The organism is Burkholderia sp. MSMB1072 (assembly GCF_001524725.1).
Taxonomy (GTDB): Bacteria; Pseudomonadota; Gammaproteobacteria; order Burkholderiales; family Burkholderiaceae; genus Burkholderia.
The window spans coordinates 54,943-68,189 of record NZ_LOYC01000010.1 but is presented as its reverse complement, the minus strand read 5'-3'; the positions used below and the strand labels follow the sequence as shown (position 1 = coordinate 68,189).

The window sequence follows — 13,247 nt, the reverse complement described above, 5'->3', positions numbered from 1 at the left end:
GCCGTCTCGCCTACTGCGCAGCTTGCCCGCCACCCGACATGCCGCCGGCAGAACCGAGCTGCGAATTCATCGTGTCCGGAATCTTGTTCTTGAACGAGTCGAGATAGCGCTGATAGACGAGTGACGCAACATCACCAAGCACCGGTTGCGTGGGCGCCGCCGCGCGATTGTCGCGCTGCATCGCGAGCCATTCTCTCGCCGAGCGTTCGACGTCGGACGCGTGCGGGCCATCAACATTTTGCGCAGACGCGACAACCGGGCTCGCTGCCATCCAGACGATCGCGGCCACCACCATGATCCGTCCGACATACATGTTTCGGTGATGTTGGTTGTTCATGTCGCTCCCCGAATATCTGTTCATTGTGCAAAGCGTTGCAACAGCGGTACGGTCTGGTCGTAGCCGAAATTGTTCGCCATCGGTGTAATCGGTGTCGTGATGGCGCGACGCGATACTACCGGCGGCGTCGCGATTGCCCGCTGCTGCGCGTGTACCGCAGCCATCACTTTCGCAGCGTCGCCATTGATGTCCTTACGGATATCCGCCGGCAAATGCTGTTGGTTCATCAACCGTTGTGCATCCTGTGCACGCCCCGCCGCAATCAGATAAAGCGCAAGATTGCTGACGATCTTGGGATTGCGCTGATCCAGTTCGGCCGCTTTCATCAGCGGCACACGTGCCCCGACGACGTCACCGCTGCGCAACTTCGCATACGCAAGATCGGATAGCAGCGACGCATCGGTCGGCGCTAGGTCCGACGCTTGCGCGAGTGCCTGCGCGGCCTGGTCGAAATTCCCTGCCGCACCCGCGATCAAGCCGAGCCCGCGATAGCCGCGCGCGGCAAGCGGGGTTTTCAGCAACTGCGAGTAGGCGGCCGAGCTCGCGGCCGGCTGATCGGTCATTCGCAGTGCATCTGCGCGCAACAGGATCGACTCCGGAATTGCGCCATATGTCTTGTCGTAGGAGTCGATATGTGCAAGTGACGCAAAGTAGAGCCCCTGCGTCTGCATGCGCTGGATCAGGCCCAGATACATCCCGGGTGTATCGGGCACGGACTGTTTCTGATCGGCCGCCTGCATCAACGCCGCACGTTCCGTCTGCGCGCTGACACCGTACCCGTTGTCCTTGATCGCGCATGCACCGAGCAACAGCGTTGCCGCCGCCACACCCGCTCGTACCACCCTTTCGCTGATCCGTCTCATCGTCTTTCCTTCCGCCCTCAATGACGCGACGATAGTGCATGCGTCACCGCCAGCAAGCCCGGCCCTGCCGTCACGATCAGCAACGCAGGTAGCAACGTCAATACCATCACGCCAGTCATCTTCACGGTCAATCGGCCGATCCGTTCACGCAACATCGCACGACGCGTCTCTCGCAACCGGTCGCCGAACTGCTTGAGCGGTTCCTGCACCGCGCCGCCATGCTTGTCGACCTGCACCATCAAGCGCACGATCGCACGCAAATCTTCGTTGTCGAATCCGTTGGTCAGGCGCTGCAACGACTGCTCGCGGGTCCGGCCCGCCGCAAACTGCCGCTGTGCAATTCCCATTTCCGACGACAGCACCGGCATCATTCCGCGGAAGTCATTCGTCACGACCTGCAGGCTCTGATCAAGCGACAATCCGACTCCCTGCAGCAGACGCAGCATATCGACGAGCAACGGCAGTTCATCGATCACGCTTTGCCGCCGCCTTGCCGCGCGGCGTTGCACGTATAGCTTCGGCAACATGAAGCCGAGCCCGAAAGCCGCAAACATGCCGACCATCCACATACCGCCCTTCATCCGCCCACTCGCAAAAATCGCGAACAACAGCGGCAGCACGATTCCAAACGCGATCCGAGCGCTCAGAAACAAACCGCGCGTGCGGGTATCGACGTAACCGCATTGCTCGAGCAGGCGCCGATCCTCTTCCGCGACAGCATATTTACCGAACCCGGTGTCGAGCCAACGCACGCCAACCGCCGACAGACGATCGAGAATGCGCTCGACAGGCTGTCCCCGGCGTACGTCGGGTTTCGCTGGCGCCTCATCGCCGGCCGATTCGGCCCGCGCTCGCGCTGCTTCGAGTGTCGCCATGCGTCGGTCGAGCGCATCGACAAGCGCGCGCTCGGCACGCGTCGCGGCATTCGCGCGCAGCAATGCCATCATGCCGAACAGCAGCACGCCGAGCGCGCCGAGCCCCACGGCAATTGCTCCAATCTGAGTTGCTGTCATCGCATCACCTGAGCCGAGCTATTCGATACAGCCAGACGCTCCCGGCCAATTGCAACAGGAACGCGAGCATGAGAAGCGTCCGCCCGCTCGGATCGTTCCACATCCCGTACAGATACTTCGGATTATTCAAAACGATAAAGCTGCCGATCCCGATCGGCAACATCACGAGTACGAACGCTGACAACCGCGTCTCCGCCGACATCGCCGTCAACTCGCGCTCCGCCTGTTCGAGATCGCGCATGAACACAGCCATGCGTTCGAGCATCACGTCCGCACGACCACCATACTTGACCGACAATCGCAGCACGGAGCCGACGAGTTCAAACTCCTCGGTCCGGTATATTTTCGCGATGTGGACCATTGCGCGATCGATTTCGACGCCGCCACGCAGCATCCTCGACACGTGGTCGAGACAGCCGCGAAGCGGCTCTTCGGTCGTCAGCAGTGCCGACTGGAATGCCGCCGGCACGCTGTTGCCGAGCGTCACGAGACGCACGATCCCGTCGAGGAACGACGGGATCTGCCGGACGATCTTCAGCCTGCGCCGCTGAATCCTCGACGCGAGCCAGACGCCGAATATCGAGCCGCCGCATGCCAGCGCCGCAAAGCACGCAAGCGCACCACCGCGACTGCCCGCGAATGCGGCGACAGCCACCATTACGGCGAGCGCGACGAACGCCTTGCCACGCGCATCCGCGATCCCCGCGCGACTCGCGAGATTCGATAGATATTCGGATGCCGTCGCGTACCAGTGCGCCCACAACGCGTCGGACGATACATTTCGCACTGCGGGCTGCGGCATGGCGCGCGCGGCACTTGTCGGTGTCGGCCGCACTGCCTGCGCAGCGGCACCGGCACGTGCACCCGGCTCGAGCCGACTGTCGATGAAGCGCTTTGCGTCGGTCCGTACGCGCCGTGTCTCTGCGTGACGCCACAGCACCATCGCAGCCGCGACGCATAGCATCGCGATCGCCAGCATCCATACCATCGCGCTATACATTGAAGCCCCCGCCGCCTCGGCCGAACCCGCCACCGCCAAAGCCGCCGCCGAATCCGCCATCGCCGAACCCGCCGCTCGTCAACGTCTGACGGAAGCGGGCGAGCTTCGGCGAATGCGGATGAATGCCGAGCGTCTCCCAGTGATCGACTTCCTCGCCCTCCGGCGTCACGCGCGCTTCGTAGCGGTAAAGCTCCTGCGTCGCGATGATGTTGTCGGACAGCCCGGTCACTTCGGTGATCGACAGGATCCGACGCCGCCCGTTCGACAGGCGCCCGATCTGCACGATAAAGTCGATCGCATTCGCGATCTGCCGGCGCAGGCTCGATTCGGTACCCTGGAAGCCGGCAAAACCCGCCAGCATCTCGAGACGGTACAGACACTCGCGCGGCGAACTCGCATGCACGGTACCCATCGAGCCGTCGTGCCCCGTGTTCATGGCCTGCAGCATTTCCAGCACCTCGCCGCCGCGCACTTCGCCGACGATGATCCGGTCCGGACGCATCCGCAACGTATTGCGCAGCAAGTCGCGAATCGACACGACACCGGTACCGTCGAACCCACCCGGCCGGCTCTCGAGTCGCACGACGTGTGGGTGGTTCAGCGACAACTCGGCCGTATCCTCGATCGTCACGACACGCTCGATCTCCGGGATATGGAATGCGAGCGCGTTGAGCAGCGACGTCTTGCCGGAACTCGTACCGCCCGATACGAGAATGTTGCAACGCGCCTCGACTGCCGCCTGAAGCAACGTATTGATCTCTTCGTTGAATGTCCCGTTGCCAAGCAGGTCGGACGGCTTCAGCGGATCCTTTCGGAATTTCCGGATCGATACGACTGGGCCATCGATCGACAGCGGCTCGATCACCACGTTCACGCGGCCGCCGTCTGGCAATCGCGCGTCGACCATCGGGTTCGACTCGTCGAGACGGCGGCCGATGGGCGCGAGAATTCGGCGCACGATCCGCAGCAGGTGCGCGTTGTCGGTGAAGCGCACGGGCAGCTTTGCGAGGATCCCGTGACGGGACACGTACACGTCGTTGTAGCCGTTGATCAGGATGTCTTCGACGGCCGGATCCGCAAGCAGGTCCTCGATCGGCCCGAAGCCCGCAAGTTCCTTCGTCAGGGCCTCGGCGATCGTCCGCACCTCGTTCTCGTTGAGCGGAATGCGACGAAGGCGCACGAAGCTGTCGATCTCGAGGTCGACGAACTGATTGATCGCCTGTCTGGACCATCGACCGAACTCAGCACCCAGCTCTTCGATGCGCGTCAGCAAATGTTCATGCGCGGCATTCTTAATGTCATGGAATTGCTGCGTCTGGGAGAACGGCGCTGCGCCGTCGGCAAATTGAATGTCGTGTGCCATCGCTTACGACCGCTTGGACGAGGGTTGGATGAAGCGCTTCAGCGCGGACAGACCGGCCGCCGAACGAGGACCGGCCGATTTGACCGACACACCAGGCAGCCGCGCGGCAAGTAACTCGAGCGCGCGCACGTACGGGTCGCGCTCCGCCGTATCGACGATGAGTCGCCCCCGGTTCGCCGCGTGACCGATCGCAACACGGCGCGACGGCAAGGTACCGACCAGCGACAAGCCGAGGCGCTCCGCGATCTGCGCGGGTGACAGGTCGAGCGCTGGGTCGTACTGGTTGACGACGAGCCGTACGCGATCGGTATTGACACCCGCGTCGCGCAGGCCGGTGAGCAAATCGGCCGCCGATACAATCGACGCGACACCTTGATCGCAAACAAGCCACGCTTCGTCAGCCGAGTTCGTGATCTGCGCCACAAATTCGCGATTCGAGAAACCGCCAAGATCGATGATCTGCTGGTCGAAGAATGCGCGAAAACGGTTCAGCAAACCGGCACACGACGCGTACGAGACATCGCGCAGCGCACCGAGATCCGCTGGCAGCGTCGTCAACGCCACGCCGCTCTCGTGTCGACTCAGCGCGGTATTCACAAAAGTCCGATCGATGCGGCGCAGGTTGTGCACCGCATCGATGAAATGGAATTCGCAGCGAGTATTCAGGAACAGTGCGCCATCGCCTGCCGGTAGCCCTAAGTCGACGAGCGCGGTCTGGCGACCAGCCGGCGTACCGCCATTCGGCACACCGTCCACTCCCGAGCCCGCCGCGCGCTTCTGTAGCCATACGGCGAGATTCGCCGCGAGCGTGCTTACCCCCATGCCGGCACGTGCGCCCAGCAATGCGAGAAGCTTGCCGTGTCGGCTCGCTGGTTCGCCGACATTTGCGAGCAGCCCGCGCGTCGTCCGCAACGCATCCTCGGGCGGCGCCGACACGTCGATAAAATCGCGAACGCCAGCACGCAATGCGGCGAGCGTACTCTCCGGCTGTGCGAGCGAACCGAGCGCGACGATCGGCAATCCGGGGTGCGTGGCACGAACCGCGGCGGCGGCAATGCTCGCTGCGGGCTTGCCGTCCGAGAAATCGATGAAGACGAGCGCCGGATTGAGGCCCGTGATGCGCTGGGCAAGCACGCCCGGTTCAAGCGATGCGGCATCGACCGCACCGGCCGACACAAGCGCATCGGCTAACCATCGAACATGCGCTTCCTGTTGCGATGCGCAAACGAAATAGTCGGTCACGGCGGGTTCACACAATGATTGAATTCGCGCGTTCATGTTGAACACCCTCGATTGAGCAAGGCGTACCGAAGCACCCACGATGCCTCGCACTCATTTCGAAAACCCCGGTGCGGCGTCAGGCGATGCAGCGCCGCCCAGATACGACTGCCAGACCGGCCCATTACGCTGCTCGGACAGTTCCCCGGGCGTAGCAGGCAGCACCGCACCCTTCGCTATCGGCGCAACGAGATGCGGCGTCACGATGAACAGCAACTCCTTGTCGTTTTGCTGATAGTTCAGATTCTTGAAGAACGTACCGATGATCGGCAAATCACCGAGTAGCGGCACCTTGTTCACGTTCGACATCGTCTGGCGATCGATCAGGCCGCCAATCACGAAGCTTTCGCCGTCGCCGAGTTCGACCGTCGTGTCGGCACGGCGCGTCGTGATCCCTGGCACCGCAACGCCGCTGATCGTCACACTGTTCACGTAATCGAGCTGGCTCGATTCGGGCGCAACCTTCAACGCAATCCGCTGCGGGCTCAGCACTGTGGGCGTCAGCGATAGTCCGACACCATACTGCTTCCACTGGATCGCGGTCGAACCGAGCCCTTGCGGCGACGGCACCGGAATCTCGCCGCCGGCGAGGAAGCTCGCGCTTTGGCCGGACAACGCGACAAGCGTCGGTTCCGCGAGCACACGGGCGAGATTGTTGGCCTCGAGCAGCGAGAGGTCGGCAAAGATTCCGCGGCCTGCGGCATTCACGACTAGATTGAACGCTGACGAAACCGGCGAGCCGAGTGTGGGAAGGTACCCCGCAGTACCAGGCGACCCACCGCTATACGATTGCACGCCTCCCGGCGAGAACGATCCGAACGAAAAGCCGTTGCTCTGCTTGAAGAAATTGAATCCGACTTGCTTGAGCACCGAGCGGCTGAATTCGACGACCCGCACGTCGACCTGAACGACACTCTTGCCCCCCAACGTCGAGCGATCAATCACGGCGCCCTTCCCGCTCATGTTCTTGGCGACTGCGGCCGCACGCGCATGCGCATCGAGCGATGCCGACGAGCCTTGCAGCACGGCGGTGCCGCCATATGCATTCACTCGCGGAGTCGAGCCGTCGAGCACCGCCTTCGCAGCCGCGTCGACGACCTCGACGTTCCAGACCGTCGGTTCGTCGTGACCGCGCTCCCACAACATCACATTCGTCGCGCCAGGCGCTTTCGCCGTCAGCAGTACGGAACCCAACCGGCTGCCCTTCATGATCAGCACGTCAGCGATTGCCGGATCGCCGACCGCAACGCGTTGCAGTGTCCGGCCCGTGGAAAGCTGCCGCTGCGCGCCGACCGCGAGCTCGATCGTGCCGTTCGCGCTCGCAAACGATGCGAAAGCCATGGTGCAGATAGCAATCCCGAATGCAATCAGTGTGTTTTTCATTGTTTGGTAGACCGTCACGCGGCCCTGTACTTGTCGTCGCTGATATCGATGGCCGTCGATGTCGTTCAATAGGCAACCGTTTCCGCTCGGCCGCCACGGATCACTTCGATGCCGCCACCTCCGCCCGGCCGCACCGCCGGCGACAGGCGCGATGGCAGCGGAGGCACGTTCATATTGGCCATCGGTGTTTTCGGCGTGCCGGACAGTTGCTGCAGCGAGACGCCTGCGGCGGCGAGCGCCGACGGCGACAGCTTGTTGTCCGTACGCACCGCGACCGTCTGCATCGCAAGCTCGTCGTCGCGCGGGTTGCGTAACGCGAAAGTCAGACGCCCACTCGCCTCGCCGAGCGTCAGCGCATCGACTTGCGCGGTCGGCACGGCAAGCACCGCGATGCGGACACCAGACGGTTGCCCGTTATTGCCGTTGGCGGTGTTACCGCTGTCTCGATCGGGTGTCGCGTCGCCGAACGACAGCACACGCACCTTCGACAACAGCAGTCGCGCTTGCGTCTGCGATACTTCGCCGTCAAGCATCGTGCCGCCGCCTTCGCGCTTCAGGTTCAGAAATACGTCGACGAAATTACCGGGCCGCAGCCGGTTGCCGACCGCATTGGTTTCGTCTACCCGTACGGCGACCGCACGCTCGCCCGGCTGAACATCCTCTGCAAGCCCTGACACCAGCGCCCCCGCGACAACCGGCGACGAAGCCGGAATATCCGCAGCCGGCACCCGACCGACGAGCACGGACGGGTCGGCAAATGCGCCCGTCGGCACCGGTGTGGTCTGTTGGATTTTCAGTGCGTCGGCCGTGATCGGCTGGCCGGCGGGCAACACGCGCGTCGCGACCACGACCGAAACCGGGCTTGCTGCGACGGGTCGCTGGACTGGCGGAGCATTCTGCGTACTGCGTCCGAGCATCCACGCGTAGATTCCGAGCAATACCGCGATTGCAATCAGCAGCCCCGCGATGATCTTCGTTAAATTGTTGGCCATGTTGTTGTGTGGATGCCGAAATGAAAGTCCGATAGGTTTCTGCCGAAATCGCGTGTCAGCATGCCCGTCGCGTCACGATACGTACCTCAAAGGATCGACTGCGGAATTTGCACGACCGCCGTACTCGTCAGCGGTTGACTCAGTATGCTTCCCAGGAACGGCATGGTCGTGATCCAGTCCTTGGGCGTGTAATTCACCGTGACCGACAGGCAGTACAACGAAGGTGGAACCGACTGGTCGTAACTGCACTGCGGCGCCACGACTTGTGGCGTACCGACATTCAGCCACGCCACGACGCTCTGTGCAGTCGTTTGGGCGTTCGTAATGCGTGCAGCAAGGCTCGGCGCATAAGCCAACCCGGCCCGCGCCCCTTCGCTGGCAGCAAACGTCAGGCTCTGTTGAATGGTGAAGATCATCCCGAAACTGACGATGCCGTAGAAAATCGCGAACAACAACGGAAACACGATCGCAAACTCGACCGCCGTCGCACCGCGCTGCCGGCGGCGTCCACGTAGCGACATCTGCCGTTTCATCGCACGCCCCCCGTGGCGACAAGAAAGACAACCCATGCGGCTGCCGGTGCCGCAAGGCATGCCGCATAAGGTGTTGCCCGGAATTTGCCAAGCGCCATCGCTGGCCCGCCTCGTTGCCACAACGCGCCGATCGATGTGCGCGACAGTAGCATCAGCGTCAATGCATGAATACCGGCGGCAAGACTGGCGGCAATCCAGATCCACAGCAGCGGATGTGCGCCAGACCACACGCCGATCACAGCAAAGATCTTGACATCCGCCGCGCCCATGGCGCGCAGCAAAAAAAGCGGAAAAAATGCGGCCAACCCGACCAGCAAACCGATCATCGCCTGCTTCGGGAGAATACCGAACGGGCTGACGTTCAAATACGCGCCGCCCAGGCCGCAAACCAACCCTGCCAAGACGAGCGAATTCGAAACACGCCGAAAACGGATGTCACTGGTTGCGACGAGCGCAGCCCAGACCAGGAATATCCCGCTGAAAATGAAATGTGCCATCGCACCGCAACCTGCAACGAGTGCCGTGACAAGCGAACTGCCAAGGCAATTCGCCTGCCACAACACTAAGTCGGCCTCATGTTTCGAGGCCGTACAAATTAACGTCAGTTAGGTTACGAAAAGATCTTGGAAGCCGAGCAGTTCGCGCCTCCCGGCGTCGTGAGGCATGACCCGAGGTTGGTGAACATATTGCCCAGATTAGTGCCGATCGTAGAAGCACCCGCCAGGATCGCGACAGCGATCAGACCCGCGATCAGCCCGTACTCGATCGCGGTAACCCCGTCTTCTTCCTTAAGGAAACGCTTGATGATTGCTTTCATTTTATTCCTCGTGCCTGTATTTACGTTTTCTGGCCTTTTATACGTATACGTCCCCGCATATCTGGCCGTTTGCCCCAGCCGTTCGCCACATCTGCTGCAACGACAACCGGGTGCGCTTTCTTTATAGGTCGCCCCGAAGGGCATTGCTCACGATTTGATGCAAGTTAACATTCGCGATAGTGGCCCTCCTCGAACGTAGTGTACCGAACCGTACATTTGCTTACATCTGCTCCGGATTCTATATCTGATCCGATTTAACTTCCAACTCCTTTTTTACCAACCTGGATCGAAAAAATGACCGAAGCGCAACATATTTGTACGGCGTTTCGGTACGACTTACACATAGGATTTACGATAGGTTAGATGTGCACACCTAATCCACCAGTAAAACCGTTGCCTCGTCCACCAAGCCTGGGTGAGCCCCACGTTACGCCGCACGCGTAACGCCAATGTTGTGACGTTACGTTACGAAACGGCCGAAACCGTTCTCATTCACCCGCACTTAAACAGATTCAACAATCTTTCGACTCCCCTAATTTCCTTCTCCGACAAGGAATTGCCTCGTTTAAAACCCGCTGCCGCCCCATCGGGTATCGAAATGGCACGACAGTTGCAGAGTAGTCCTCGCACCACTCAACACAATGCAGCTCACAACACATTTTTAATGCGAGGAAGAAATGGACATTAAGGTTATCCCTCATGGCGTGTTCCGGACGACTCTGATCGCGGCCACCGTTGCAGCCATGCTTTCCCTCTCCGCGTGCGGCGGCTCCGGCTCCATCAGCCAGGGTCTCGGCGGCGGCGGCTCCAGCTCGGGCGGTGGTGACACGATCTCCACGTCGGGCGGCAACGGCTCGAGCGGCACCTCGGGTACGAGCGGCACCTCCGGCACGAGCGGGTCCTCGGGCACGAGCGGCACCTCCGGCACCAGCGGAACCTCGGGCACGAGCGGCACCTCCGGTACCAGCGGAACCTCGGGCACGAGCGGTACGTCCGGCACCTCCGGTGTGTCGGCGAACCCGGTGGGAAATGTCCTCGCAAGCGGCAGCAACATCATCACGAATGCCGGCAGCACCGTCTCCGGTCTCGGCTCCGTCATCGGCAGCCAGACGCTGCCGGGCGTCAATCCGGCCACCACGCAAGCCGCGGGCGGCATCGTGCAAAGCGTAGGCGGCGCGGTCACCGCGCTGGGCAACGGCCTCGGCAGCGGGCTCGGCCAACTCGGCGCGACGAAGGATCCGGTCGGCACCACGGTCGCCAGCACGGGCGGCGTGGTCAATCAGCTCGGCGGCGCAGTCACGCAAACGGGCAACCTCGTCACGAGCCTCGGCAGCGGCCCGCTGTCGCCGCTCGCGCCGGTCACGGGCGCGGTCGGCGGCCTTGTATCGACGCTCGGCGGCGCCGTGTCGAACGGCGGCACCACGCTCACCAACGCACTGTCGACGGGTCCGATTCAGCAGGTCACGCAAACGGTCAGCTCAGCCATCACGCCGATCACGACGATGGTCGGCCAGACGACCCAGACGATCGGCACGGCAACCGGCCTCGGCGCGCCGGTCAACACGCTGCTCGGCACGGTCGGCAACGGGCTGAACCAGGCCGGCGCCCTGCTCGCATCGACGGGCGGCAACCCGGTCACCACCGGCCTCGGCAACACCGTCTCGTCGACGGGCAACACCGTGAAGGCCGTCGGCGGCCTGCTCACGGGCGGCACCGGCGGCGTGACCAACCCGCTCGCACCGCTCACCGGTCTCGTCTCGACGGTCACCGGCACACTCGGCGGTGCAACGGGTGGCGGCAGCGGCCCGCTCGCACCGGTCACCGGCCTCGTCTCGACCGTCACGGGCGCACTCGGCGGCGCAGCAGGCGGCAGCGGCGGCCCGCTCGCACCGGTCACGGGCCTCGTCTCGACGGTCACCGGCGCGCTCGGCGGCGCAACGGGCGGTACCAGCGGCGGCCCGCTCGCACCGGTCACCGGTCTGCTCGGCGCAGTCACGGGCGCACTCGGCGGCGCGACGGGTGGCGCAGGCGGCAGCAGCCCGCTCGCCCCGGTGACGAATGCCGTCTCCACGGTCACGAGCACGGTCGGCGTACCGGCACTGAGCGGCGGCACGGGTGCCGTCACGAACTCGGGCTCGTCGTCGAATCTGCTTGCACCCGTCACGTCGCTGATCGGCGGCCTGCTCGGCGGCACGCACGGCAAGTAATCCGACACCCATTCATCGAAAAGACAGCGAGGAGTCCATCATGTCCCAGCAACGTTCCATCACGACGGTCGCCCTGCGCCACTGGCGCGTGCCCCTCACCGCCTTCGCCGCAGCGTGCCTGCTGGCCGCCTGCGGCGGTGGCGGCGTCAGCTCGCCGCCGACCAGCAGCAACGACAACAACAACCCGAGCACGAGCGGCACGCCCGGCACGAGCGGCACCAGCGGCTCGCCGACCGGCACCAAGGGCGTCATCAGCACGGTCGGCCAGACGGCTACCGACCTCGGCAGCACGGTCGGCAACATCAGCCTGCCGGGCCTCGGCGACGGTGTGACGAAGGGCGTCGGCAGCACGCTGTCCAGCACCGGCACGATCGTCGGCGCGGCCGCCGATGCGGTGAGCAACGGGCTGGGGCAGATCGGCTCGACGAAGGACCCGGTCGGCACCACGGTTGCCGGTCTCGGCAACGTCGTCGGCGCGACCAGCAACACGGTGTCCGGCCTGAGCTCGACGGTCAAGGCGCTGGGCACCGGCCCGCTGGCACCGCTCGCGCCGGTCACGACGCCGGTCGGCACCGTGCTCGATACGGTTGCCAACGGCCTGACGGCCGCCGGCACGACGATCGGCTCGACGCTGTCGTCGGGCGCCGTCCAGCAGGTCACGCAACCGATCAGCTCGGCGATCACGCCGCTCGTGATCACCGCCGGCCAGGTCACGCAGCAGGTCGGCACGACGACCGGCCTCGGCCAACCCGTCTCGGGCCTGCTCGGCCAGATCGGCGGCGCAATCAGCTCGGCCGGCAAACAGGTCGGCGGCACGTCGAGCCAGCCGCTCGTCGGCGACGTCGGCCAACTCGTGACCGCGGTCGGCAATACCGTGACCAACGCGGGCGGCCTCGTCAATCCGAACGGCCCGAACGGCGCAGCACCGATCCCCGGCCTGATCACGAGCCTCGTCGGCGGCTCGACGGCAACCGTCCAGAACGGCTCGTCGTCGGGTTCCGGTTCGACGAACCCGCTCGGCGGCCTGCTGTCGGGTCTCGGCTCGACGCCGCTCGGCTCGCTCACGGGTGCGCTCGGCGGTGCAACGGGCGGCTCGGGCAGCGGCCCGCTCGCGCCCGTCACGAATCTTGTTTCGACGGTCACCGGCACGCTCGGCGGCGCAACGGGTGGCGCAGGCGGTGCAAACCCTCTCGCGCCCGTCACCGGTTTGCTGAATACTGTCACCGGAGCGGTTGGCGGTGCAGCAGGGTCCGGGGGCTCGAGCCCGCTCGCGCCGGTCACGTCGCTGGTCGGCAGCGTGTCGGGTACGGCGTCGTCGGGCAGCGGTTCGACGGGCCTGCTGGCACCGGTCACGGGGTTGCTGGGTACGTTGGGTAGCGTTGGCAAGTAAGGAGGACGGTCGCGTCATCGCAGCCGGAGCGAATGACGCGGCCGTACAAACACAACCGGCATTGCGGCACG

13 protein-coding genes are annotated in these 13,247 nt (G+C 63.8%); 2 read left to right on the top strand and 11 right to left on the bottom strand.

What is annotated here, in order from left to right; translation table 11 throughout:
- Positions 1-10 precede the first annotated feature (10 nt).
- The 11 genes from WS89_RS05405 to WS89_RS05355 form a co-directional block, all read right to left on the bottom strand.
- The gene (locus WS89_RS05405) at positions 11-337 is read right to left on the bottom strand and encodes a DUF3613 domain-containing protein (RefSeq protein WP_059499033.1); all 327 of its coding nucleotides are present in this window, start codon (positions 335-337) and stop codon (positions 11-13) included.
- 20 nt (positions 338-357) lie between these two features.
- Positions 358-1,200, bottom strand: a complete 843-nt coding sequence (locus WS89_RS05400; RefSeq protein ID WP_059789774.1) for a tetratricopeptide repeat protein — start codon at positions 1,198-1,200, stop codon at positions 358-360.
- A gap of 17 nt (positions 1,201-1,217) precedes the next feature.
- Positions 1,218-2,213, bottom strand: a complete 996-nt coding sequence (locus WS89_RS05395) for a type II secretion system F family protein (protein WP_059789773.1) — start codon at positions 2,211-2,213, stop codon at positions 1,218-1,220.
- Between the two features lie 4 nt (positions 2,214-2,217).
- Positions 2,218-3,213, bottom strand: coding sequence for a type II secretion system F family protein (locus tag WS89_RS05390; protein ID WP_059789772.1), 996 nt, complete (start codon positions 3,211-3,213; stop codon positions 2,218-2,220).
- Positions 3,206-4,576 (bottom strand): CpaF family protein, encoded by a 1,371-nt coding sequence (locus WS89_RS05385; protein WP_059499037.1) that lies wholly within the window; start codon positions 4,574-4,576, stop codon positions 3,206-3,208. The genes WS89_RS05390 and WS89_RS05385 overlap by 8 nt, the downstream gene beginning before the upstream one ends.
- A gap of 3 nt (positions 4,577-4,579) precedes the next feature.
- Positions 4,580-5,854, bottom strand: coding sequence for a fimbrial protein (locus tag WS89_RS05380; RefSeq protein WP_059789937.1), 1,275 nt, complete (start codon positions 5,852-5,854; stop codon positions 4,580-4,582).
- A gap of 54 nt (positions 5,855-5,908) precedes the next feature.
- Positions 5,909-7,237, bottom strand: coding sequence for a type II and III secretion system protein family protein (locus tag WS89_RS05375; protein WP_059789935.1), 1,329 nt, complete (start codon positions 7,235-7,237; stop codon positions 5,909-5,911).
- Between the two features lie 65 nt (positions 7,238-7,302).
- Positions 7,303-8,229, bottom strand: a complete 927-nt coding sequence (cpaB, locus tag WS89_RS05370) for a Flp pilus assembly protein CpaB (RefSeq protein ID WP_059789771.1) — start codon at positions 8,227-8,229, stop codon at positions 7,303-7,305.
- A gap of 86 nt (positions 8,230-8,315) precedes the next feature.
- Entirely contained in the window at positions 8,316-8,762 is a 447-nt protein-coding gene (locus WS89_RS05365) for a TadE/TadG family type IV pilus assembly protein (protein WP_059499039.1), read from the bottom strand.
- A complete protein-coding gene (locus tag WS89_RS05360) occupies positions 8,759-9,259 on the bottom strand; it encodes an A24 family peptidase (RefSeq protein ID WP_059789770.1) in 501 nt (166 codons plus the stop codon). Before WS89_RS05360 ends, WS89_RS05365 begins: the two co-directional genes overlap by 4 nt.
- A 113-nt stretch (positions 9,260-9,372) precedes the next feature.
- Positions 9,373-9,579 (bottom strand): Flp family type IVb pilin, encoded by a 207-nt coding sequence (locus WS89_RS05355; RefSeq protein WP_059789769.1) that lies wholly within the window; start codon positions 9,577-9,579, stop codon positions 9,373-9,375.
- Between the two features lie 677 nt (positions 9,580-10,256).
- Here WS89_RS05355 and WS89_RS05350 point away from each other — a divergent pair.
- Complete coding sequence (locus tag WS89_RS05350) at positions 10,257-11,786, top strand: collagen-like triple helix repeat-containing protein (RefSeq protein WP_059789768.1); 1,530 nt, start codon at positions 10,257-10,259, stop codon at positions 11,784-11,786.
- Between the two features lie 40 nt (positions 11,787-11,826).
- Positions 11,827-13,176 carry a collagen-like triple helix repeat-containing protein gene (locus WS89_RS05345; RefSeq protein ID WP_059499043.1) on the top strand — a complete coding sequence of 450 codons (1,350 nt, stop codon included), beginning with the start codon at positions 11,827-11,829 and terminating at the stop codon, positions 13,174-13,176.
- Positions 13,177-13,247: the final 71 nt, after the last annotated feature.